The sequence below is a fragment of the Tenacibaculum ascidiaceicola genome (assembly GCF_047470925.1).
GTDB classification, from domain to species: domain Bacteria; phylum Bacteroidota; class Bacteroidia; order Flavobacteriales; family Flavobacteriaceae; genus Polaribacter; species Polaribacter discolor.
This window is the reverse complement of the sequence record NZ_JAZKJP010000001.1, coordinates 42553-66940: the sequence shown is the minus strand read 5'-3', so window position 1 is coordinate 66940 and position 24388 is coordinate 42553. Positions and strand designations below refer to the sequence as shown.

The window sequence follows — 24388 nt, the reverse complement described above, 5'->3', positions numbered from 1 at the left end:
ATATACTATTACTTTAATATCTGATTTGCGTGTTCTTTTGTTTTTACTTTCGTAATTACATCTTCAATTACTCCATTCTCATCAATCACAAAAGTGGTACGGTGAATTCCATCATACTCTCTTCCCATAAACTTTTTAGGTCCCCAAACACCAAAAGCATTAATTACATCTTTACTTTCATCTGCTAACAAAGGAAAAGGTAATTCATTTTTATTAATAAAGTTTTGTTGACGTTTTGCTGAATCTGCACTCACTCCTAAAACATCATATCCTTTTGCTAAAAAAGTTTTGTAATTATCTCGTAAATCACAAGCTTCTGCTGTACAACCAGGTGTACTTGCTTTTGGATAAAAGAATAATACTAGTTTTTTTCCTGCATAATCAGAAAGTTTTACTGCATTTCCTTTTTCGTCTACCGATTCAAAATTTGGTGCCTTATCTCCTATTTTTAGTGTTGTCATATTATTTTGCTTCAAAGTTATAAAGTCAAAGTTACAAAGTTGATTTTGATTATCCATAAAACATACGAAGCTTCTTTGTACCTTTGATTTTTTCAAATTTTATAAAGCAATGACGAAAGCAGAAAAAGTTCAATTTGTTATAGATACTTTAGAAGAGTTATATCCTGAAACTCCAATTCCTTTAGACCATAAAGATCCTTACACATTATTAATTGCTGTATTAATGTCTGCTCAAAGCACAGATGCGCGTGTAAACACTATTACACCTTTATTATTTGAAAAAGCTGATAATCCGTACGATATGGTAAAGCTTACTGTTGATGAAATTAGAGAGATTATCAAACCTGTTGGTTTATCACCAATGAAATCGAAAGGAATTCACGGTTTATCTAAAATCTTAATTGAAAAGCATAATGGTGAAGTTCCTATTGATATGGAAGCATTAGAAGAATTACCTGCAGTGGGTCATAAAACTGCTAGTGTGGTAATGTCGCAAGCTTTTAACATTCCTGCTTTCCCTGTAGATACGCATATTCATAGATTGATGTTTCGTTGGAATTTATCTAATGGTAAAAGTGTTGCTCAAACAGAAAAAGATGCAAAACGTCTATTTCCAAAAGAATTATGGAATAAACTTCACTTACAAATTATTTATTACGGAAGAGAATACTCTCCTGCTCGTGGTTGGAAGTTAGAAAATGATATTATTACAAAAACGGTTGGAAGAAAATCGGTAATAGAAGATTATAATAAAAAGAAAGCATAAAAAAAGCCCCAACCTTGTTGAAGCTTTTTCCACTCTTAATTCAAATTCAATTCAATGAGATAGTTTGATTTTGTTTTAACTACTGTTAGCGATTTAGAAAAATTAATCAAATATTGAACTGTTTCTTGTTTTGGTTCCATTTTAAAGTCAGGAGACTTCTTTGTGTAAATTTGCATCATATATAATTCCCTTATTATTACTTATAATCAATGATTTAACGATGCATTTTTCCAAATATTGTTTAACTGACTAAAATAATTTTATTTTTTTCTATTATTTTTCTCAAATTAATTAAAGCATAGCGCATTCTACCCAATGCTGTGTTAATACTAACACCTGTATTTTCAGATATTTCATTAAAACTCATATCATTATAAATACGCATTTTTAGAACTTCTTTTTGTTCATCTGGTAGCTCTTCAACTAACTCTTTAACATCATTTAAAATTTGTTCTTTTATTATTTTTCCTTCTGCATTTAAGGCTCCATCACTCAATACTGAAAAAATATCAAATTCTTCTGTATTATTAAATGTAGGCATACGATTGTTCTTTCTAAAAAAGTCAATAATTAAATTATGAGCAATACGCATAACCCAAGGCAAAAATTTACCTTCTTCGTTATAATTTCCTTTTTTTAGCGTTCTTATTACCTTTATAAAGGTGTCTTGAAAAATATCTTCTGTAGTATCTCTATTTTGTACTTTACTATAAATAAAGCTATAAAGACGTTGTTGGTGCCGTTTAATCAATAATTCTATGGCGTATTCATTACCATTAATGTAGTTTTTTACTAAAACACTGTCATCTACTATGTTTTGCATAATAATTACTTTTTTAAAAGAGCAACTTACTAGTTCTCTTTTGGTTAGGGGATATTAAGTTATAAAAGTAATTATCTTGCTATAGGCTATTATTTATTGATTAATAACGAGTTACAAATATTAGATTTTTTATTAATAAATACAAAAAAAACTATAAAAAAAGAGAAAAATACTATAGTTTGTTTATTAAAACCACTTGAAATTGGTATTTTTATCGCTTATTTTTTTGAGTATATGAAGACTGATATTTCAACTGTTAATCCAAAGGAAAATATTATAATTAAAGGGGCTAAACTGCACAATTTAAAAAACATTGATGTGGTTATTCCTCGTAATAAATTAGTAGTTATTACTGGACTTTCAGGTTCAGGAAAGTCTTCTTTAGCTTTTGATACTCTTTACGCTGAAGGACAACGCCGTTATGTAGAAAGTTTAAGTTCGTATGCACGTCAGTTTTTAGGAAAACTGCACAAACCTAAGGTAGATTATATCAAGGGAATTGCACCTGCCATTGCTATTGAACAAAAAGTAAACTCTACCAATCCTCGTTCAACTGTAGGTACTTCTACTGAAATTTACGATTATATCAAGTTACTCTTTGCTCGTATTGGTAAAACCTTCTCTCCTATTTCTGGGAATGAAGTAAAAAAACATACCGTTTCTGATGTTATCAATCATGTTAAAACATTTGAAGAACGTACAAAGTTGTTATTGCTCGCTCCTATACATATTAATAAAGACAGAGATATAAAAACTGTTTTACAAGTACTAACACAGCAAGGATATGCTCGTTTAAAATATCAAGACACCGTATACAGAATTGATGAATTTCCTATAAAAGATTTTAAAGGAAATGAATTACAGCTAGTCGTAGATAGAATTGTTGTAAAAGACGAAGAAGATTTTTACAACCGTTTGGGAGATGCCGTACAAACAGCTTTTTTTGAAGGAAAAGGAATCTGTTATATTGAAAATTTATCAGATGGAAATACTACTGAATTTAGTAACAAATTTGAGCTAGACGGAATTTCATTCTTAGAACCAAACACTCATTTATTCAGCTTTAACAATCCTTACGGAGCTTGCCCTACTTGTGAAGGATATGGAAACGTGATTGGTATTGATGAAGATTTAGTAATTCCAAACACAGGCTTATCTATCTATGAAAATGCTATTTTCCCTTTTAAAACAGATAGCTACAAGAAATATAAAAACGATTTAATTCTAAATGCTGAAGAATTCGGAATTTCTATACATAAACCATGGTTCGAACTTACTGATGAACAAAAAGACTTGGTTTGGAATGGAACTAAAAAATTCAAAGGAATTAATCATCTATTCAAAAAACTAGAAGAAAAAAGTTACAAAATTCAAAACCGTGTAATGCTGTCTCGCTATCGCGGAAAAACAAAATGTACCGAATGTAACGGAAAACGTTTACGTAAAGAAGCTAACTACGTTCAGGTATATGGTAAAACTATTGATGAATTAGTAACCTTACCTCTAGATGAGTTGGCAGTATTTTTTAATAATATTCAATTAAATAAATACGAAGAAAAAATTGGTAAACGTTTACTTACCGAAATAAATAATCGCTTACAGTTTTTAACAGATGTTGGCTTAAGCTATCTAACTTTAAATAGAACATCTAACACGCTATCAGGTGGTGAAAGTCAACGAATTAATTTAGCCACTTCATTAGGTAGTTCGTTAGTAGGTTCTATGTATATTTTAGATGAGCCTAGTATTGGTTTACACCCAAAAGATACAGAAAGATTAATTGGAGTCTTAAAAAACCTACGCGATTTAGGTAATACCGTAATTGTAGTTGAACATGATGAAGACATCATGAAAGAGGCTGATTACATTATTGATATTGGTCCTGAAGCAGGAACCTATGGTGGAAATGTGGTTGCAGAAGGAACTTTTGAAGATATCCTACAATCTGAATCGCTAACAGCTAAATATCTATCAGAAGAATTAAAAATTGAAACCCCTACTAGTAGAAGAACATCAAAAAATTCTATTGATATTATTGGTGCTCGTGAAAATAACCTGAAGAACATTGATGTTTCTTTCCCTCTTAATAATTTAACAGTTATTACTGGAGTTTCAGGTAGTGGTAAAAGTACCTTGGTTAAAAAAATCTTGTATCCTGCGATGCAAAAAAAGCTAGTTGGATATGGCGAAAAACTAGGACAACATACAGATGTTACAGGAAGCTTTGACTTGTTAAAACATGTAGAGTTTATCGATCAAAATCCTATTGGTCGTTCTTCACGTTCTAACCCTGTAACGTATATAAAAGCGTATGATGATATTCGTAAATTACTTTCAACTCAAAAACTATCTAAAATTAGAAACTACCAACCAAAACATTTTTCTTTTAATGTAGATGGTGGTCGTTGTGAGGTTTGTAAAGGTGAAGGAGAAGTTACTATAGAAATGCAATTTATGGCAGATGTGCATTTAGAATGTGAAACCTGCGGAGGTAAACGCTTTAAAAAAGAAGTACTGGAAGTAACTTTTGAAGGAAAATCAATCGATGATATTTTGAATATGACCATTGATGATGCCGTTGCTTTTTTTACAGAACATGAACAAACCAAAATAGCTCGAAAATTAAAACCTTTACAAGATGTTGGATTAGGTTATGTACAGTTAGGACAATCGTCTTCTACCCTTTCTGGTGGTGAGGCACAACGTATAAAACTGGCTTCTTTTTTAGTAAAAGGAAACACTAAAGATAAAGCTTTGTTCATTTTTGATGAACCTACTACTGGATTACATTTTCACGATATTAAAAAGTTATTAGCTTCTTTTAATGCTTTAATTGAAAGAGGACACTCAATCATTGTTATTGAACACAATATTGAATTGATTAAGTGTGCTGATTATATTATTGACCTTGGTTTAGAAGGTGGGAAAAAAGGTGGGAACTTAATCTTTGCAGGCACTCCAGAAGAATTAGCAAAAAACAAAAAATCATATACCTCTAAGTATTTAAAAGAGAAATTAAACTACTAAGAAACTTCTCTTTTTCCTATGAATAACTCCTTGTTTGCAAAAAACAAGGAGTTATTTTTTTTAATCTATAACGAATTCTAATTTATCTACTACGAATTCTAATTTACTCCTAATTTACCTATACATCTGTGGTAATTTTGATCATATAAAAACAGCAATTATGTGGTTAAACAACAATTATTCATCAGTATTAAAAATGTATTTGGAAAAATACACAAGTTTAAAATTACAAATAAACACAAGCGGATTAATCGCTTCTGTTGAAAAACAAGAAAACGGTCAGTGGATTAATGACCGAAACCTTCCTAACATTTTAAATAAACTATCATCTAATATGAATTTAGGAAAGGATGTAACCATCATTTTACAACAATAACAGTAACTATAATAACCTTAAAACAAAAAACTATGAAACAAAACATTTTAAAAGTAGGTACAGTAATGGGATTACTACTACTAATCGGAGTATTTTCAAATTGTGATAACACAAAGAGTGACAACAAAAATCAAGAACTGGGAAATGTTGCTACCACAGAAGAAACTATTGAAAAACCAGCTGTGGAATACAGAAAACCTGTAGTGTTTATTACAGGAAACGACAAAGGAAACAGTCATTTTTACGATAGTGCTAGGGTATATTTCAAAGAAAAAAACTACGAAATAATCAATGGTAAATATTCAGTAGAAGAAATTATTTCTTGGATGAACAACAATGCTACTGAAAACCCTTATGGAGAAGTTCATATTGTAAACAACAATAATCCGTTCAAAGCAATGAACTTAGAAACAGTAATTAAAGGAGATAAAGTAACTGCTGAAACTTTACAAAAAACAATTACTAAAGGCTCATTACCTTCAGTAAAAAGTGAAGCAATCACAGATGATACTAAAATTATTTTTCATACAAATCAATTGGCTGAAAACACTGATTTAGTAAACACTTTAAAAAGTGCCTTTATAACCGAAAACAAAATTCCACAAGTAGTTGCTTCACCATATTACAATGTTTTTGGAGGTGAGTTTTCTAATCATTATTTAGCACAACCATACTATGTGTTTTATCCAACAGCAAACTCGCCTGGTAAAGTAGATTTATCAAAAGAAATTGCTAAAAAATATCCAGAAGAAAAAGAAATTTCTTGGTACGATGCATTAAATAATGAAAAAGAACGTTACGTGGGAGAACCGTATACAATTCAGTATACTATTCCTGTAAATCTAGAATTGGATTACCATAACTCTGATAATGAAATTCCTCACTTTGTAATGCAAGAAGAAATTATGGATTTTATTGCTAGCGAAGAAGCTTTAATGAAAGAGGTTGAAAAAACAAATATTCCTGTGGAGAAATTTAGATGGACCTACACTGTAAAAAACAGTCAGTTAATTATAAAAGGTAAAGCTTCTGCTCTATGTGTTTTAAAACCTTTAACTAAACCTTACGGAGAGTTAGAACACGTAAAACCAGATACCAATAATAAACGCTTATACGCTATGAAATAACTAATAATTGTTGAACAAACGTCATTACGAACTTAGGAGAACCTCTTAATAAAAATAACTACTTCAACCGCCTCCTCTTCTTAATGACGTTTAATTTAAGTATTTTTGTTATGATGAAAATGCAACACTATATTACAAAAACAGCTATGAGAAACAGTTTTGTATTGAGTATTAAAAAATACTCAATACAAAACTTTGTTTTTTTATTACTCTGCTGTTTTTTTTATGGATTCATAAATGTTTCTGCTCAAAATCAACCTTTAAAAACTTATACTAAAAATAACGGATTACCTAGTCTACATATAAATAATGGTTCTCAAGACGAAACTGGCTATATATGGCTCGCTTCTAATAACGGATTAATTCGGTTCAACGGAAATAAGTTTACGACTTTTACTACTAAAAATGGGCTTCTATCAAACAACATTAATACCATTGCTACAAAAGGAAATACTGTTTTTATTGGTACTGATAAAGGTTTAAGTATAAAAAGCCATCGTGGATTTACTAATTTTGAACGTAACAATGTTAACTGCATTTTAACCGCTAAAAACCATACTTTTTTAGGTACTAACAAAGGAATTTTTAGAGTTCGTGAAGATTACCTCTCTCCTCTTCGTACCAACTTTCAAATTGACCTAAATCAGATAAACGATATGTTATTTGATGGAAAGTTTTACTGGATAGCCACAAATAAATCTTTATGGAAACTAGACAAGCTTATCAATCCTGAAATTTTAAAAAGAATTGATGTAAACAACTACACTTCTATTTTAATTAATGGAAAAACAATCATTGCAACCACCTATAATAATGGTATTAAATTCATTAAGGGTAACGAAATAGAAACACAGACCATCTCCGCACAAAATGTAACCGAGATAAAAAAAATTAATAATCAATTTTGGATTGTTTCAGAAAGTGAAGGTATTGAAGTACTCGATGCTAATTTTAATTTTGTTAAAAACATTAATAAATACAATACCTTAACAACTAATAAAATTACCAGTGTTTTTCAAGACGATAAAAATAACACATGGATTTCTACAAAAGATAAAGGGATTTACTTTATTAAGAGTGATAAAATCATACAAAAAAAGCCAACCATTTCTTTTGAAAGTATTGAAGTTGTCTTTACTCCATTAGATAGTATCAACATAAATAACTACAACAAAACTTTACAATTACCTGCTGATAAAAACCATATTTCTTTTTATTATAAGACGATTGACATTAATAATTCAAATAATTTAGAATATCGCTACACTCTTAATGGCAAAAAAAGCCCTTGGAGTACTAAAAACGCTATTGATTTGGCTTATTTATCGCCAGGTAACTATACCTTTTCAGCTCAATCAAGAGTAGGAAAAACAGAAAGCACCCCTATTGAGTTTAATTTTTTTATCGATACGCCTATCTATAAGAAAAGTTGGTTCATTTGGTCTGTTGTTGGATTGGTCTGTTTAATTTTAGCACTTATTATTTGGTCTTATATTCGAAAAATTCAGACCAAAAACAAAGCAAAAGTTGCAAAACTAGAGTTAGAGAACCATTTGATTTCTTTAGAACAAAAAGCTTTGCAGCTACAAATGAATCCGCATTTTATTTTTAATGTTTTAAATGGAATTAAAGCTTTAGGAAACTCAGGGAAGTCTGCTGAATTAAATGCTACCATTAGTAAGTTTGCTACACTTTTACGTGGTGTTTTGCATAATTCTAGACAAGAAGAAATTAGTTTAGCTGAAGAAATTACTACGCTTAAAAACTATATTGAATTAGAGCAACAGATAAACTCAAATACTTTTGAATATTCTATAACTACAAATCTTACTATAGATTCTGAAGAAATTTTAATTCCACCAATGCTTATACAGCCTTTTGTTGAAAACAGTATAAAACATGGAATTTCTTCTGTTGAAAATGGAAAAATTATGATTAATTTTTCTGTGAAGAACAACCTTTTACATTGTGAAGTAGTAGACAATGGCATAGGAATTCATCAATCAAAAGAACTCAAAAAAACAAGCTCACATAAATCAGTAGCGTTAAAAGTTACACAAGAGCGAATTCAAAATTTATCAAACAAAAGTACTTTTTCTATTAGTGAAATACGCGAAGAAGGCAAAGTAATAGGAACTAAAGTACTATTTAAAATTCCTTTAAAAACTGATTTTTAAAACATGAAAAAACTTTCTGCAATTTTAGTAGATGATATGCCTACAGCATTGGAAATGCTACAAAACGATCTTACTCAATTTCATCCTGAAATTGAAATCATTGGCACTGCTAAAAGTGTGGTTGAAGCATCAAAAGCTTTACGAAAACAACAACCAGATATTTTATTTTTAGATATTATGTTAGGAGATGGTACAGGTTTCGATGTTTTAGAAATTCACCCAAATCTATCTTCAAAAATTATTTTTATTACAGCAAGCGACGAGTATGCTATTAAAGCTTTTAAATTTGCTGCTATTGATTATGTGCTAAAACCATATTCTAATGAAGATTTAGCAAACGCTATTAATAAGGCTAAAGATCAAATTAAACCCGATAAAGAGCAATTAACAGTACTACAACAATCTATTACAAAACCAAATCAACGTCCCAAAAAGATATCATTAAACACTTCTGACAAGATAATGGTGGTAAATTTAGATGATATTGTTCGCTGTCAGTCTGATAATAATTACACAGAGTTTTTTATGAATGACGGTCAAAAAATATTGGTTGGAAAAACTTTAAAACACTTTGCTGACATGCTAAAGGAATATGATTTCTTACGAGTACACCAAAGTCATCTTATTAATATTCAATTCATTAAAGAATTTATAAAATCTGATGGAGGATATTTAGTTTTAAAAAACAAAACAACTGTTCCTGTTTCAGTTCGTAAAAAAAATGAAGTTATTAGCGTTTTAGAAAAAATGTAACCACAGTTTTTTCCCTATTTCCTCTGGTTTTTTAACACTTTTGTTAAAGTTTTATTAATATTTTATTTATCTTAGTGTTTATAAACTAAAAAATTATGGTTGCATTTAAACCGGAAAAAGGTAGGTTGTTAATTGCTGAACCAGCAATTTTAAATGATAGCTCTTTTAAAAGAACCATCGTTTTACTTACTGAGCATAATGAAAAAAGTTCGGTAGGTTTTATTTTAAACAGACCTTTAAACCATGTACTCAGCGATTTAGTTCCTGAGATAGACTGTGATTTTACAGTATATCAGGGCGGACCCGTAGAACAGGATAATTTATACTTTATCCATAAAGTTCCACATTTACTTCCTAACAGTATTGAAGTTGCAAACGGTATTTACTGGGGTGGAAATTTTGATCTTTTAAAAGAGTTATTAAACAAAAAGCAGTTAAAAGCTAGCGACATTCGTTTCTTTTTAGGCTATTCTGGCTGGGGGACAAACCAACTAGAAGAAGAACTGTTAATGAGCTCTTGGTTTGTAGCAGAGAATGACTACGAAAATATTTTAACCACCAATGACCAAAGCTTTTGGAAAAACAAGTTATTGGAACGAGGTGGTAAGTATAAAATTTGGGCTAACGCTCCTAGCGATATCCAAATGAATTAGTTCTAGCTAGTAACTATTGCTAATTTTAGACTACTTTTTATTTTATTAGTTATATCTGTTGAAAATTCTTTTTTACGATAATTAGTAACTGGTTGAATTCCTATAATAGCATTCGTTATAAAAACTTCGTCTGCTTTTTGGATTTCAAAAGGGGAAATAGTTGTTTCTTCTACTGTATACTCTGGGTGTTTTTCTATAATTTCAATTACCTTTTTTCTGATAATTCCCTTAATACATCCTTCTGTTAAAGCTGGGGTTTTTATTGTATTTCCTTTTACTATAAAAATATTCCCATTAATAGCCTCAACAACTCCTTTGCGTTCATTTAATAAAATGCAGTTATCTAAATCGTTTTCTTCAGCAAAAACAGCTGCTAAAGTATTCAGCATTCTGTTGGTTGTTTTTATTGTTGAAAGCAAACCTGAATAATTATAAAAATCTTTAAAAACATCCATTCTATAGACCTCTTTTTCTATACTTTCTAATGGAGTTCCTTCAATAATATAATCTATTTCATTTGTAACAGGTGCATACAAACCTCCGTCTTTTCTAAAAACAGTTAATCGTACTCTATAAGTAGAAGATTCAGGTAATTCTTTGGTTATTTTAAGAATTTCATCTTGCAAAAATTCAAGAGTAAACTTCATTGGTATTTTCATACGGAGCATTCGCATTGATGCCATTAACCTAAAATAATGGTCTTCTACAAAAACAACTTTACCATTTAATACTTTAATTGTTTCAAAAATAGCATCGCCATACTTAAAAGCTCTATTCTTTGTTGAAATTTGTACTTCGCTATCAGAAATTAAAGTTCCATTAAAGTTTACCATTTCTTAAAAATTTTAATTGCAAACTTACAATTTAGGTGAATATTAGCCACAAAAAAACTCGACAAAATTGCCGAGTTTATCTTTTAGTTCTTTTCTCCTTGTGTGTTAAGCTCCTATTGTATGCTTTAATTCTTCTATTTGATTTTGCCAAAGCATTTTTGCTTCTTCTGCATCATCTTCATCATCAGCAAAATCTGTAACAATTACAGCAACGTCTTTGGTTAATGGGTCTACTTGTATTCTGAATTCAAAATAACTATCATCACCTTCACTTTCAGTCCATTTAAACTTAATACGCTCATCTGCTTTTTTAGTAATTATCTTAGCCTCTTCTTCAGAGTCATCCCACATAAAAGTAATAAGCTTTCCTCGTGAATTTACTCTATCAGCAAACCATTCTTCTAAACCTGCTGGCGTTGCAAAATATTGATATAACATGCTTGGAGATGCATGAATAGGAAACTCTAACTCAAATTTAACTTTGCTCATTTATTTTTTTGTTTAAGCGCCAATATAGATAATTATTTTTTAAAAAAAAATTTAAATGTTTGTTGCCTAAAACCAAAAAGTAATTATATTTGCACCCGCAATCAGGCGAGGTAGCTCAGTTGGTTAGAGCGCAGGATTCATAACCCTGAGGTCGGCAGTTCAAATCTGCTCCTCGCTACAAAACCCAAATCATTCGATTTGGGTTTTTATTTTTACTTCATTTTCAAACTTTTATAAATTGCTTCTTTTATTTTTTCTTCTGTAATCCAACCATTATAACTTTTATATTTCTCCGTTATTGAAGAATTACTTTTTACCTCATCCAAACTCGCTCCTTTTTTTATTTCTGAAGCAATAGCTCTTTTTAAGTCTTTCAACATACTTAAATATGCTCTCAATTCTTTTTCTGATGATACATTTCCATGTCCTGGGATTATTTTAGTATCATCATCTGCTATCATTATCATTTTTTCAATACCTCCTATATATCCATCTATTGTACCTCCTGAGTCTATATCTATGTATGGAAACTTTCCTTGAAAATAAGCATCTCCTACATGCAATACATTACTATTTCCAAAATACACTAATGCATCTCCATCAGTATGTGCATTATGAACATGGGTAATCAAAATTGGTTCTTCATTAATATAAAACTGTATATCTTCTGAAAAAGTAATCACTGGTAATGCTTCTTTTGGTGATGCTAACCTTTTCTTACCTCTAACTACTTGATCAATACTCATCCGTTTACGTACATTTTCATGAGATACAATCACTGCTCCTTCTTTTTGAAAGTTAGCATTTCCACCTATATGGTCACCATGCCAGTGTGTATTAATTAAATAAGTTATTGGGTTATCCGTAATTGTTTTAATAGCTGCTAATATTTTTTTGCTTAAAGGAGCAAATTGATCATCAATCATAAATACACCTTTTTCTCCCACAAAAATTCCAATATTTCCTCCTTGCCCTTTCAAAACATATATATTCTCTGTTAATTTTTCAGGAATAATTTTTACTTCTTTTTGTTGTGAAAAAATATTAAATGATAGTAACGAACATAAAGTTAACTGTAATAATGTTTTCATACTAAAGTGTTTTAATTTTTGAGTAATGGTCGCTAAACAAACCTCTAGTTTACAATATAATACATTTTAAAATGAGGACCTACTTTTTGTACTTCGAACTCCTCACCTATTGTTACGAAATTTAAACTTTCATAAAACTCAACTGCTTCTTTTCTTGCATTACACCATAAAACATTAATATCTTTAGCTTTTAAAGCTCTTTTTGCTTCTTCTATTAATAATCTTCCTGCTCCCATCCCTCTAACTTCAGGTAACGTTGCCATTCCTCTTAATTGATATTGCTCTCCTTTAACAACATCAATTCTATTTCGCATAAAAGATGCTATACCTACCAATTTATTGTTGTAAAAAGCTCCTAAGTGAAAAGTGTTTTCAAATTCATCTTCCTTAAACTTATAAGGCAAATCAATATTATTACGTAAAACAGCTAATCGAATTTTATAGGTTTCTTGAGCTGATATATTTTTTATTTTTATCATCTTAAATTTCTTTAATCCAAAAATACAGAATGAATATAAGTTTTAACCTAATTAATAAAGAAGATATTCTTACAATCCTTCCTCTTTTACGTAAAGCCAATACTACCACACCTCAGGATATTTTAGAAACTAGAGTTTTAGAAATGGCTCAATACCCAAACTATGAATGTATAGGTGTTTTTGATGATAATAAACTTGTAGGTATTTGTGGGCTTTGGTACAGTATGAGACACTATATTGGTAAAAGTGTAGAACCTGATCATGTTATTATTGATGAAACATACAGAGGTAACAATATAGGTAAACAACTTTTTAAATGGGTGTACGACTATACGAAGACTAAAGGTTGTGAAGCTGTTGAATTAAACACCTATACTGCCAATAGAAAATCTCATAAGTTTTACTACAATGAAGGTTTTGAAATCTATGGTTTTCATTTTCTTAAAATTATAAGGAATGAAAAATCTTTCTTCTAAGAGACTTAAAGAAAGTTTAAAATAAATAATATAAAACCTTACTTATGTTACGGTTTTTTTTCTAGTATTATATTTTAAATACCCTAATTTTGAGAAACTTAAAACTTTTATTATGGTAAAGAACATCTCAAACTTAGGAACTAGTTTAAACAAAAAGGAACAACGATCTATTAACGGTGGTAAAGCACAATGTTTATTACCTGACAATACCTGTTCTCGAATTTGGTTTGGTTGTGCTGAGCCACAATGCCAACCTCAACCATTTTAAAACACTAAGCGGGTTTTTCCCGCTTTTTTATCTTCATTAATACTTTAACCTTAAAATCTGTACTTTTTATTAGAATGATAAAAATTACAATTCAAAAGTTTTTATGGTTTAACCTTACTTTTTTTACGTTTTTTTTACTCTTTTATTTATTAAATTCTAAGTACCTTTGCAGTACTTAAGAGACGTCTTAAGTTCTTTTTCATAGCAATTTTCCCACTCAATATTTTTGAGTGGGTTCTTTTTTTAATTACGAATAGGTTTTGTATCTTTAATATCTAAACTTTTTTAACGGGGTGATAAATTAAGAATGATAATTAATTAGTTTAACATCCCCTTAATAATGCCCACGCTAGTGGGTATTATTATTTCTGCAGTTTTTTATACGTTAATTTTAGTTAAGTAAGGTTTACCCTTATTTATTTTACGGTTTTTCTTTCATTGAGTTATTTTTCACTTTTTATTTTTGAGAAACTTTAAATTTTAAATTATGTTAAAGAATATTTTAAGCTTAGGCACAACCTTAAATAAATCTGAGCAAAAAATAATTTTAGGTGGTAGTCCATATCTAGATGTTGACCCAGGTGACCCACCTATTGAACCATGTATAGAATCTTTATGCTATACAGATACGGAAAACATGTGCAACCATGTATGTTGTAAACATATTAAACTTATTTGTTAATTTTAATTAAGTAAGGTTTATCCTTATTCATTTTACGGTTTTTCTTTCATTGAGTTATTTTTCACTTTTTAGATTTGAGAAATTAAAAAACTCAAATTATGTTAAAAAACATTTCAAATTTAGGATCAGTTCTAAACAAATCAAAACAAAAATCTATTAATGGAGGGAATGGTCGCCCCTTACCTTGTAGTAGCGCACCAAATAGAATTAATGGATTTTGCTACCTCTGTGGTGAACTTATGGATAATGATGACTGTTAATATTAATTTATTCTACAGTTTAAAACAGAGTAGTTAACCGGATACTCTGTTTATTACTCTAACTCATAAGAGTATTTTAAAATACTGTATTGTAATATCTTCATAAATTCCTTGCTTTTATTTTTAGTTATTTGAAACAGTTTTTAGTTATTCATTTTTGTTTTGAAAAACGATTCACTTAAAATTTAAGCATAAAAAAAGGCTATCTTTTCAGATAGCCTCTTTTGTATAGTTAGGTTTAGGTTATAAAATAACCACAACTTTAATCTACAATTTCTACATTAAAAGCGTTTAAGCCTTTTCTACCTTGTTCGGTATCGTAACGTACTTTGTCATTCTCTCTAACATCGTCAATCAATCCTGAATTATGTACAAAAATATCTTCTCCTGATTCTGATGATGTAATAAACCCAAATCCTTTTGAGTTATTAAAAAATTTTACTGTGCCTTCTTGCATCTTACTTAAATTTTAAATTATTATATATGTTTTGTAAAAGAAGAACCTTTATATAGGCTTTTATAATGTTATTACACAGTTATAAAAAGCTTTTATGCTTATAAACACTTAAAAAAAATAAAGGAATAATGAAATAAAAAAGGCAAGAAGAGAATAAACTCAAAAAAACTAATTACTATATACTACCTTGAAATAATTAAGGTGTTCTACTTGAACATGGCAAAGATAGTCTTTTTTAATTGATTATTTGGAAATTAGCTTCTTTTTAATTTCTAAAACTATAATTCATGACTCTCTACAACAAGAATAGAACTAGTTTCACTACGTTTTTACAGTAAAAATTAAACTTAACACTCATATTTATAAAACACTCTTACTTTTTCTAAAATCTTTTTAAAACCTATAGTATTCACTTTCTGAAAGTTATACACAAACAGTAAATTTTTCTCTAATTTTTTTCAAAAAAGTCTTTGCAGATATTAGAAACAGTCTTATATTTGCAACCGCTTTACTGCGGGAGTAGCTCAGTTGGTAGAGCGTCAGCCTTCCAAGCTGAATGTCGCCAGTTCGAACCTGGTCTCCCGCTCTAATTAAAACATAGCAAGTAATTGCGAAAACTTTACCAATGCGAGAGTAGCTCAGTTGGTAGAGCGTCAGCCTTCCAAGCTGAATGTCGCCAGTTCGAACCTGGTCTCTCGCTCAAAAAACCGAAACATTAGTTTCGGTTTTTTTTATTTATTGAATTTTAGTTTATCTCCAAAGAAAAATAACCCAGCAATAATTAATGCCATAATAACAATCATTATCGTATGATTTGTTATAACACTTGGTCTCAACACTAATGTTATCAAATATCCTCCAATAGCACCACCTAAATGTGCTGAATGACCAATATTCCCTACCTGATTTTTCATTCCATAAATAGAATACAACAAATAACCAATACCAAACACATAGCCCGGAATTGGAATTGGTATCGGCAACATAATTAACTCCATACCTGGATACAACATTATAGAAGAAAATATTACACCAGACACTGCTCCCGATGCTCCAACCGCACTATAATAAGGTACTCTTTTGTGTTGATACAACGAATACATACTTCCAGCTATCAAACTCACAAAATAAATTAATACGAAGTTTAATGTTCCAAAGCTTAAGTCAACCACTTTTCCAAATAAATACAAAGCATACATATTAAATCCTAGATGTAACCAATCAACATGTAAAAAACCAGAAGTTAACATTCTTACTTTCTCTCCTCCTAATATTTTTTGAACCTGAAATTTATAGCGATCAAAAAAAGCAGCATCACTAAACCCTTTAAGAGATACTAATACATTAGCTACAATTAGTATAATAATAATTTGACTCATAATTTTGTATATACCCACAAACATAAACAAAAGTTAATAAAGTAAATCATTCATTAATTAATACGATATTTGCCTAAAATTAAAACTCAATGAAACTACTCATATTTATAATTGTCTATCCGCTAATATGGATATTATCAATTTTACCCATGAGATTATTGTATATAATTTCTGATTTTTTTCGTCTTGTTATTTTCAACTTAGTAGGATATCGTAAAAAAGTAGTGATTCAAAACCTAAAAACAGCTTTTCCAGAAAAAGACGATAAAGAAATAAAAAACATAACAAAAAAATTCTACAAACATTTCTTTGACTTAATCTTTGAAAGCGTTAAATCTTTCACAATTAGTGAAAAAGAAATACTCAGGCGTTACAAGTACAAAAACCCTGAAATTATAAACAAACTTGCTAAAGAAGGAAAAAGCATCGCTTTAGTTGGAGCTCATCAAGCAAATTGGGAATGGTCTTTTAGCTTACCCCTAGTACTAGATATTCAAGTTTTTGGAGCTTATACTAAACTTGCTAACAAATATTTTGAAAAAGCCGTAAAAAACTCTAGATCCAAATTTGGTATTACTGGATTTAAAACTTCAGAAACAGTAAAAGGTATTCACAAAAATTACCAAAACAACATACAAGGCCTTTACATATTATTGAGCGACCAATCTCCTCAAGTACATAAAACTCATTACTGGACTGATTTTTTAAGCGTTAGAGTTCCTATACACACGGGTGCAGAAATGCTTTCAAAAAAATACAACCTTACCGTTATTAACTATTGTGCTAAAAAAATTAAAAGAGGTTACTATGAAACAGAATTTGAAATCATAACCGAGTCTCCTAAAAATTTTGAAAACTATCAGATTACCGATAAATACTTAGAAATAACCGAAAGAAACATAAAAGAACAACCAGAGTGTTATTTATGGACACATAAACGTTTTAAGCACAAAGACAAATATGAACAATGGCTAGAAAACAGAAAAGCTTCTCAAAAATAACTGAGAAGCTTTTTTATTCTTTATTTACACAAATTTATTTCACAAAAAAAGCCTTTCTATAAAGAAAGGCTTTTGCTTTTCGGGTGAAAGACCGGGTTCGAACCGGCGACCTCCGGAACCACAATCCGGCGCTCTAACCAGCTGAGCTACAATCACCATGTAACTTGCGGGTGCAAATATACAAGCTTTTAGTATTTTGGCAAAACTTTTTTTTAAATTAATTTACTTAAATTTTCTACTGCCACGTAACGTCCTGATGTAAAGCCTTCTGCAAAATCAACTCCTATTAATCTTCCTAAGTCTTTAGCTCTATACTCTATACTATCAGTAAAATTTTTGCTGGTTATAGGCGTTTCTGGTTCATTGCTTTTTGGATCAAAAAACTGTGATGAATACGCCATTACTGAGCTTATTTTTTTATCCATAAAGCCAGTAACATCTACTACAAAATCAGGTTCAATGTTTTTCCATTGTATGTAATGGTATACTTGTTTTGGCCTCCACTTTTCTTGCTGAGCTCCATCTAGTTCAGTTACTATTTTAAGTAAACCGCTTAAAAAGCAAGCATCTGACACTAACTGACTTCCTTTTGGGTGATCAATATGACGATCGTCTATAGCGTTACACAGTACTATTTCTGGCTGATACTTACGTATCATTTTTATAATTTCTAGTTGATGTTCTTTATCATTCTTAAAAAAGCCATCTGCAAAACCTAAATTTTCACGTATTGAAACTCCTAAAATTTCGCCTGCAATTGCAGCTTCTTCATCACGCAATTCAGCTGACCCTCTTGTTCCTAGTTCTCCACGAGTTAAATCAACTATCCCTACTCTTTTTCCTTGTGAAATTTCTTTGGCTATGGTAGCAGCACATCCTAATTCTACATCATCTGGATGTGCTCCAAAAGCTAATATATCTAGTTTCATTTATTCTATTGTTTTTTGTATTGCTTGTTCTATATCTTTAATTAAATCTTTTGTTTCTTCTATTCCTATCGAAAAACGAATAAGTCCATCTTTTATTCCTTGCTTTGCTCTTTCTTCAGGCGAAAGTAATGCATGTGACGTTTGTGTAGGACTCAGCATAGTACTTTCAACTCCTGCTAAACTCATAGACGGTTTTATTAATGCTAAATTACGTTGAAAATCCATCGCATTAATTTCTTCTTGTAACTCAAAAGACAACATGCCTCCAAAATACTTCATTTGAGATTTAGCTAACTCATAATCTGTATGCGATTTTAACCCTGGGTAGTACACCTTAGCTATGTGTTCATGCTTCTCTAAATATTTTGCCATTTTTAGAGCATTTTTACTTTGGCGCTTTACGCGTAAATTCATCGTTTTTAAACTACGTTCTAACAACCACACTGTAAAATCACTTAAACTCCCTCCTAGGTTCTTTGCTAAATTCCATATTCGTTGTATATATTCTTCTGAAGCAGCTACTGCTCCTGCCAAAATATCTGAATGACCTCCCATATATTTAGTCGCAGAATGTATCATAATATCAATTCCAAAATCAACTGGAGTTTGATTAATTGGAGAGGCAAATGTATTATCTATCATTGTTACAATACCATGTTCCTTTGCCAAATTAGCAACAGCCTGTATATCTACCACTTTTAATAAAGGGTTGGATGGAGTTTCAATAAAAATCACACGCGTATTATGCTGAATTTCTTTTTCAAAGTCTTCAATAGCTAAACTATTCGTAAACGAATATTCTATTCCGAATTTATCAAACTCTTCTACTACAAAATTATAGGTTCCTCCATACAACGTTTCTTGTAATACCACATGGTCTCCTTTTTGTAAAAACGCTAATAATGAAGTACTAATCGCTGCCATACCTGAACCAAATAGCAAACCTGCTTCTGTTTTTTCTAAAGCCGCTATCTTTTTAGACAAAGCTTCCTGATTAGGCGTATTGAAATAACGTGGGTATCTTTTTACGTCAACATTATCAAATTGATAAGAAGTTGACATATAAATTGGTGAAATAGCTCCTTTAAACTGTTCATCTTTTATTTCGCCAACATGCGTACAAATAGTATTAATGCCTAATTTAGGTTTAGTATTCATGGTAATAAGAGGTTTTAAAATCTTAGACTTTAGATTTCTTTACAGAACTTTAGTAGCTAAGTTACAAAAACTACCTTATACCTTAACTGATTTCCATTTTCCTTTTTTAAACAACCAAATACCTACAACAGCTATTAAAATTTCTGCTAATGTTATTGCTAAAAAGACTCCAATAGGGCCAAAATCTAATGTAATTGCCATTACATATGCAAATGGTAATTGAAATAGCCAAAAACATACAAAATTGATATAGGTTGGTGTTTTAGTATCTCCTGAACCATTAAAAGACTGAATAACAACCATTCCGTAAGCATAAGCTATATATCCTGCCGCCATAATTTGTAAACACAAAGCTCCATTTTCAACAACTTCAATATTCTCTGAAAACCATCCTAAAAAGGTTGGAGCAAAAACTATATAAATCAATGAAACTGCTCCCATAAAAATTGCACAGTACTTACTAGTTATCCAAACAGATTTCTCAGCCCTCTCTGGTTGTTGTGCTCCTAAATTTTGCCCTACCAAAGTTGCTGCTGCATTACTCATTCCCCAAGCAGGCATTAAAGTAAACATCATTATTCGAATAGCAATTGTATATCCAGCAAGTACTTCACTTCCAAATTCAGACATAATTCGCATTAAAAATACCCAGCTTGAAGTTCCGATAATAAATTGTCCTATTCCACCTAATGACACCTTGATTAAGTTTATCATTACTGAAACTCTCACTACTAAATCTTTAATAGCTAACTTAACTTTACCTGCTCCAAAAAATAAAACTGCTAATTGAGCGACTACTGCCGTACCTCTACCAATTGTCGTTGCTATAGCTGCCCCTTCTACTCCGTATGCCGGTACAGGACCTAAACCGAAGATAAAAATAGGATCGAGAATAATATTTAATCCGTTTGATAAAATCAACGTCCACATTGCGATAGAAGCATTTCCTGCTCCTCTAAAAATTGCATTGATTAAAAAGAGTAGCATCACAGTAATGTTTCCTCCTAACAATACTTGGGTATACCCAAAGCCTTCAGCTATTAAGTCTGGCTCCCCTCCCATTAATGCTAGTATTTCTTTTGGATATAAAATTCCAACAACACTAATAAGAATTGAAATAAATACTCCTAAAAAAATAACTTGTACTGCTGTTTGATTTGCTCCTTCAGAATCTTTTTCTCCTGTTCTTCTGGCCACTAAAGCAGTTGCCGCCATACTTAACCCTATCGCTACTGCATATACTAAAGTTAGTACTGACTCAGTTAACCCTACAGTAGCTACTGCGTTTACACTTACTCTCGATACATAAATAATATCTACCAGAGCAAAAATAGATTCCATTAGCATTTCTAAAATCATCGGAATTGCTAATAAAAAAATAGCTTTACGAATACTTCCTGTCGTAAAATCTTGCTGTCTTCCTAAAACAGCATCTTTAAAAAGTGAGAATATGGTTTGTTTTGATATTTGATTGTTATCAGTCATTATAAAGTTTTATAAATACATAAAATTGTCTTAAAAAGAGTAAGACATAACTATTTGCTGCTCAGGCAACACTTCTATTTTAGGCGACTTATACAATCATAATGGAACAAATATGCGAAAATATTTTTAATTAATTTCAATATCTTCGTGCTATGATTAAAGTTGCCATTATAGGAGGCGGTAATGTAGCTACACATTTAGCCAATGCTTTTAGTAAAACAGACGAAGTATCGTTGGTGCAAGTATATGCTCGAAATATAGAGCAAGTAGAGCATTTAAAAGAAGTTACTTCTATTACAAATAGCATAGAGCTTTTAACAAAAGCTGATGTATATATCATTGCTGTTTCTGATGATGCCATTGGTGATGTTTCTCGTAAAATTGAACAAAAAAATGGTTTGGTAGTGCACACTTCTGGTAGTGTAGCTATGCAGTCGTTAAAAAACACTGGACGTAAAGGTATTTTTTACTTATTACAAAGCTTTTCTAAAGACAAAAAGGTTGACTTCAATAAAATTCCATTTTGTTTAGAAGCTGAAAATGAAGAAGATTTACAGTTGTTAGAAACGCTTGCTAAAACTATTGGAAAAAAGATATACCGTATCAACTCAGAACAACGTAAACGATTACACGTGGCTGCCGTTTTTGTAAACAACTTTACCAACCACATGTATAAAATTGGTGCTGATATTTGTAATGAACACCAAGTTCCTTTTGAAGTACTACTACCATTAATTCAAGAAACAGCTCAAAAAATAACCGAGTTGAGTCCTGATGCAGCACAAACAGGCCCTGCTAAAAGAAACGATCAAAAAACTATTCAAGATCATTTAGCATTGTTAAATGCCGAACAACAAGAAATTTATAAACTTATTACAAAATCAATCCAACAAAATGGAAAAGAGTTATAAAGAATACTTACCTCAAATAGACACTTTTATTTTTGATGTAGACGGAGTATTAACTAACGGAATTGTAACCGTTTTTCCTGACGGACAATTGGTACGTCAAATGAATATTAAAGATGGATATGCCTTAAAATCTGCTGTAAAAGCTGGTTACAGGGTTTGTATTATCTCTGGTGGAAAAAACGAAGGTGTACGTACACGTTTAGAAGGTTTAGGTATTACCGATATTTATTTAGGAGCTCATAATAAAATTCAACAGTTTAATGAATTGGTTGAAAAATACAAATTGAATCCTGAAAATGTAGTGTATATGGGAGATGATATTCCTGATTATCCTGTAATGAAACTTGTAGGTATGCCATCTTGCCCTAACGACGCAGCACGTGAAATACAACAAATTTCAAAATACATTTCTGATAAAACAGGTGGTAACGGTTGTGCTCGTGATATTATAGAACAAGTATTACGTGTGCAAGGAAAGTGGGACAGCAACTTTGACGCACAATACGATTAATTGGAATACTTTTTGAAAACGATATACTATTAAAACTTTTAAATTATGAAAAAAATACTTTTTGCTTTATTATTTACAACCGTTAGCTTATCTATGAGTGCACAAACTATTTTCGGAAAATGGGAAAACCGAGATGAAGAAACCAATAAGGTTGATTCTGTAATTGAAGTATATAAAAAAGACGGAAAGGCATACGCTAAAATTGTAGAAATTACTGACAAGAACCGTCAAGAAGCTGTTTGTGATAAATGTAGCGGAAAGCGTAAAAACAACCCTATTTTAGGAATGAACATTTTAACAGGATTAAAAAAAGATGGTGACGAATGGAGTGGCGGAAAAATTTTAGATCCTAAAAACGGAAAAGAATACAAGTGTTATATTAAACTTGAAAATAACAACAAGTTAAAAATTAGAGGTTATATAGGTTTTGCTGCCTTTGGTAGAACAGCTTATTGGCACCGAAAAAACTAAACACAAAATAAGATTCAAAAGCATCATTTTTTAATGGTGCTTTTTTTATAAAAAAATAAAAGACTCTAGTGTCTTTTTTAAAGAAAACTAATATCTTTGTAGCATATTATTTTTATATGTTTTCAAAATCTTGTGAATACGGTTTAAGAGCAACTATTTTTGTTGCAGAACAATCTAGCTTAGATAACAAAGTTGGTGTTAAAGCCATCGCTGCTGCTATTGACTCTCCAGAAGCTTTTACAGGAAAAATATTACAAATTTTAACGAAAAATAATATTATCGACTCTATTAAAGGCCCTTATGGTGGATTTGTAATTAACAAAGCCGACCTTAAAAAAATCCGTTTAAGTGATGTAGTTCGTGTATTAGATGGAGATAGTATTTATACAGGTTGCGGGTTGGGTTTAAAGCAATGCGACGATAGCTCTCCCTGCCCTCTCCACTTTAAGTTTGTAGAGATTAGAGATAATTTGAGAAAAATGTTAGAAGAAAACACACTTCACGATGTATTATACACCCAAGATAAGAAAAACACTTTCTGGTTAAAACGGGAATAAAAAAATTTACAACAATAAAAGACAAAAAGGTCTTTTTATAATTTATAAATATAAACTGAAACAAAATGGAAATAAATAACAACACAACAGTGGCAGATATAGTTGCAAACAACTATAAAACAGCTACAATTTTCAAACTATATGGCATCGATTTTTGTTGCAATGGTAACAGGACTATTCAAGAAGTTTCAACAAAGAAAAATATTGTTCCAGATACATTAATCAATAAACTCATCCGAATTGATAAAGGTTCAAAATCTACTAACGATTATCAAAACTGGTCATTAGATTTCTTGTGCGACTACGTCTACCAAAATCATCATACCTATGTAGAAAAACAAATTCCTGAAATTTTAGAGTACTTAACTAAAATAGCTAAGGTACATGGTAACAATCATCCTGAGTTGCACAAGGTTTTACAACTATTTAAAGAAAGCGCTGGTGAATTAACAACTCACATGAAGAAAGAAGAACTTATTTTATTTCCTTTTATAAAAAAGTTAGTTACAGCTAGCAACAGCAATATAGCCTTTACTCCACCTCCATTTGGCACGGTAGAAAACCCTATAAACATGATGCATGACGAACATGACAATGAAGGAAATAGATTTAGAACAATTGCAGAACTAACTAACAATTATACTCCACCAGAAGATGCCTGTAACACTTACAAAGTTGCTTTAGCTATGCTACAAGAGTTTGAAGAAGACTTACACAAACACATTCATTTAGAAAACAATATTCTATTTAAAAAAGCAATCAAATTAGAAAATCAATTAAATAATTAA

Annotated in this window: 27 protein-coding genes and 4 tRNA genes; 19 read left to right on the top strand and 12 right to left on the bottom strand. The window is 30.6% G+C overall.

From position 1 onward, the window contains the following. Positions 1-8: 8 nt before the first annotated feature. Entirely contained in the window at positions 9-461 is a 453-nt protein-coding gene (bcp, locus tag VBY68_RS00345) for a thioredoxin-dependent thiol peroxidase (protein ID WP_124590236.1), read from the bottom strand. Between the two features lie 109 nt (positions 462-570). Between bcp and VBY68_RS00340 the strand changes: the two genes are divergently transcribed. After that, complete coding sequence (locus VBY68_RS00340; RefSeq protein WP_121148731.1) at positions 571-1227, top strand: endonuclease III domain-containing protein; 657 nt, start codon at positions 571-573, stop codon at positions 1225-1227. A 241-nt stretch (positions 1228-1468) separates the two neighbouring features. Here the strand turns inward: VBY68_RS00340 and VBY68_RS00335 are convergent, their stop codons facing one another. Next, positions 1469-2050: an RNA polymerase sigma factor gene (locus VBY68_RS00335; protein WP_176550516.1), complete on the bottom strand. Its 582-nt coding sequence runs from the start codon at positions 2048-2050 to the stop codon at positions 1469-1471. A gap of 234 nt (positions 2051-2284) precedes the next feature. Between VBY68_RS00335 and uvrA the strand changes: the two genes are divergently transcribed. The 6 genes from uvrA to VBY68_RS00305 all read left to right on the top strand — a co-directional run bounded on the left by uvrA (position 2285) and on the right by VBY68_RS00305 (position 10163). After that, positions 2285-5077 (top strand): excinuclease ABC subunit UvrA, encoded by a 2793-nt coding sequence (gene uvrA / locus VBY68_RS00330; protein WP_415268501.1) that lies wholly within the window; start codon positions 2285-2287, stop codon positions 5075-5077. Positions 5078-5237: 160 nt separating this feature from the next. Further along, a complete protein-coding gene (locus tag VBY68_RS00325; RefSeq protein WP_415268500.1) occupies positions 5238-5453 on the top strand; it encodes a hypothetical protein in 216 nt (71 codons plus the stop codon). A 32-nt stretch (positions 5454-5485) separates the two neighbouring features. Continuing rightward, a complete protein-coding gene (locus tag VBY68_RS00320; protein WP_415268499.1) occupies positions 5486-6580 on the top strand; it encodes a hypothetical protein in 1095 nt (364 codons plus the stop codon). A 110-nt stretch (positions 6581-6690) separates the two neighbouring features. After that, positions 6691-8757, top strand: a complete 2067-nt coding sequence (locus tag VBY68_RS00315) for a sensor histidine kinase (protein ID WP_415268498.1) — start codon at positions 6691-6693, stop codon at positions 8755-8757. A gap of 3 nt (positions 8758-8760) precedes the next feature. Further along, positions 8761-9510, top strand: a complete 750-nt coding sequence (locus VBY68_RS00310) for a LytR/AlgR family response regulator transcription factor (protein WP_415268497.1) — start codon at positions 8761-8763, stop codon at positions 9508-9510. 95 nt (positions 9511-9605) lie between these two features. Further along, positions 9606-10163 carry a YqgE/AlgH family protein gene (locus VBY68_RS00305; RefSeq protein ID WP_099213854.1) on the top strand — a complete coding sequence of 186 codons (558 nt, stop codon included), beginning with the start codon at positions 9606-9608 and terminating at the stop codon, positions 10161-10163. 2 nt (positions 10164-10165) lie between these two features. Here the strand turns inward: VBY68_RS00305 and VBY68_RS00300 are convergent, their stop codons facing one another. Then, positions 10166-10996, bottom strand: a complete 831-nt coding sequence (locus VBY68_RS00300; RefSeq protein WP_121148723.1) for an aminotransferase class IV — start codon at positions 10994-10996, stop codon at positions 10166-10168. A 105-nt stretch (positions 10997-11101) separates the two neighbouring features. Further along, on the bottom strand, positions 11102-11485 hold the full coding sequence (locus VBY68_RS00295; protein ID WP_099213856.1) for an START-like domain-containing protein: 384 nt from the start codon (positions 11483-11485) through the stop codon (positions 11102-11104). Positions 11486-11589: 104 nt separating this feature from the next. On the opposite strand from VBY68_RS00295, the gene VBY68_RS00290 reads away from it, so the two are divergent. Continuing rightward, positions 11590-11663 (top strand) — tRNA-Met (locus tag VBY68_RS00290). Positions 11664-11697: 34 nt separating this feature from the next. Here the strand turns inward: VBY68_RS00290 and VBY68_RS00285 are convergent. Then, positions 11698-12576: an MBL fold metallo-hydrolase gene (locus tag VBY68_RS00285; RefSeq protein ID WP_415268496.1), complete on the bottom strand. Its 879-nt coding sequence runs from the start codon at positions 12574-12576 to the stop codon at positions 11698-11700. Between the two features lie 44 nt (positions 12577-12620). Beyond that, on the bottom strand, positions 12621-13055 hold the full coding sequence (locus VBY68_RS00280; protein WP_415268495.1) for a GNAT family N-acetyltransferase: 435 nt from the start codon (positions 13053-13055) through the stop codon (positions 12621-12623). A 29-nt stretch (positions 13056-13084) separates the two neighbouring features. Between VBY68_RS00280 and VBY68_RS00275 the strand changes: the two genes are divergently transcribed. From VBY68_RS00275 to VBY68_RS00265, 3 genes are all read left to right on the top strand, one after another. Next, the gene (locus tag VBY68_RS00275) at positions 13085-13531 is read left to right on the top strand and encodes a GNAT family N-acetyltransferase (RefSeq protein WP_099213859.1); all 447 of its coding nucleotides are present in this window, start codon (positions 13085-13087) and stop codon (positions 13529-13531) included. A 112-nt stretch (positions 13532-13643) separates the two neighbouring features. Beyond that, a complete protein-coding gene (locus VBY68_RS00270) occupies positions 13644-13799 on the top strand; it encodes a hypothetical protein (RefSeq protein ID WP_164723439.1) in 156 nt (51 codons plus the stop codon). An 841-nt stretch (positions 13800-14640) separates the two neighbouring features. Continuing rightward, positions 14641-14778: a hypothetical protein gene (locus VBY68_RS00265; protein ID WP_164723440.1), complete on the top strand. Its 138-nt coding sequence runs from the start codon at positions 14641-14643 to the stop codon at positions 14776-14778. Between the two features lie 225 nt (positions 14779-15003). Here VBY68_RS00265 and VBY68_RS00260 read toward each other — a convergent pair whose 3' ends face one another. Continuing rightward, positions 15004-15198 (bottom strand): cold-shock protein, encoded by a 195-nt coding sequence (locus VBY68_RS00260; protein ID WP_099213861.1) that lies wholly within the window; start codon positions 15196-15198, stop codon positions 15004-15006. 513 nt (positions 15199-15711) lie between these two features. Here VBY68_RS00260 and VBY68_RS00255 point away from each other — a divergent pair. Both VBY68_RS00255 and VBY68_RS00250 read left to right on the top strand, forming a co-directional pair. Continuing rightward, a tRNA-Gly gene (locus VBY68_RS00255) sits at positions 15712-15784 on the top strand. Between the two features lie 41 nt (positions 15785-15825). Next, positions 15826-15898 (top strand) — tRNA-Gly (locus tag VBY68_RS00250). A 31-nt stretch (positions 15899-15929) separates the two neighbouring features. On the opposite strand, the gene VBY68_RS00245 is transcribed toward VBY68_RS00250, so the two are convergent. After that, complete coding sequence (locus tag VBY68_RS00245; RefSeq protein WP_415268494.1) at positions 15930-16577, bottom strand: rhomboid family intramembrane serine protease; 648 nt, start codon at positions 16575-16577, stop codon at positions 15930-15932. A gap of 89 nt (positions 16578-16666) precedes the next feature. Between VBY68_RS00245 and VBY68_RS00240 the strand changes: the two genes are divergently transcribed. Beyond that, positions 16667-17578, top strand: coding sequence for a lysophospholipid acyltransferase family protein (locus VBY68_RS00240; RefSeq protein ID WP_121148711.1), 912 nt, complete (start codon positions 16667-16669; stop codon positions 17576-17578). An 81-nt stretch (positions 17579-17659) separates the two neighbouring features. Here the strand turns inward: VBY68_RS00240 and VBY68_RS00235 are convergent. From VBY68_RS00235 to VBY68_RS00220, 4 genes are all read right to left on the bottom strand, one after another. After that, positions 17660-17735: transfer RNA gene (locus VBY68_RS00235), tRNA-His, on the bottom strand. A gap of 55 nt (positions 17736-17790) precedes the next feature. Next, entirely contained in the window at positions 17791-18507 is a 717-nt protein-coding gene (bshB1, locus tag VBY68_RS00230; protein WP_415268493.1) for a bacillithiol biosynthesis deacetylase BshB1, read from the bottom strand. Beyond that, positions 18508-19665: a trans-sulfuration enzyme family protein gene (locus VBY68_RS00225; protein ID WP_415268492.1), complete on the bottom strand. Its 1158-nt coding sequence runs from the start codon at positions 19663-19665 to the stop codon at positions 18508-18510. It lies immediately after the preceding gene. 75 nt (positions 19666-19740) lie between these two features. Continuing rightward, positions 19741-21150, bottom strand: coding sequence for an MATE family efflux transporter (locus tag VBY68_RS00220; protein ID WP_415268491.1), 1410 nt, complete (start codon positions 21148-21150; stop codon positions 19741-19743). Between the two features lie 152 nt (positions 21151-21302). On the opposite strand from VBY68_RS00220, the gene VBY68_RS00215 reads away from it, so the two are divergent. The 5 genes from VBY68_RS00215 to ric all read left to right on the top strand — a co-directional run bounded on the left by VBY68_RS00215 (position 21303) and on the right by ric (position 24388). Continuing rightward, on the top strand, positions 21303-22061 hold the full coding sequence (locus tag VBY68_RS00215) for a Rossmann-like and DUF2520 domain-containing protein (protein WP_415268490.1): 759 nt from the start codon (positions 21303-21305) through the stop codon (positions 22059-22061). After that, complete coding sequence (locus VBY68_RS00210) at positions 22045-22572, top strand: KdsC family phosphatase (RefSeq protein ID WP_121148703.1); 528 nt, start codon at positions 22045-22047, stop codon at positions 22570-22572. Before VBY68_RS00215 ends, VBY68_RS00210 begins: the two co-directional genes overlap by 17 nt. Positions 22573-22617: 45 nt before the next feature. Further along, entirely contained in the window at positions 22618-23043 is a 426-nt protein-coding gene (locus VBY68_RS00205) for a DUF2147 domain-containing protein (protein WP_273694813.1), read from the top strand. 68 nt (positions 23044-23111) lie between these two features. Next, on the top strand, positions 23112-23600 hold the full coding sequence (locus VBY68_RS00200; RefSeq protein WP_306460126.1) for an RrF2 family transcriptional regulator: 489 nt from the start codon (positions 23112-23114) through the stop codon (positions 23598-23600). 65 nt (positions 23601-23665) lie between these two features. Beyond that, positions 23666-24388, top strand: a complete 723-nt coding sequence (gene ric / locus VBY68_RS00195; protein ID WP_415268489.1) for an iron-sulfur cluster repair di-iron protein — start codon at positions 23666-23668, stop codon at positions 24386-24388.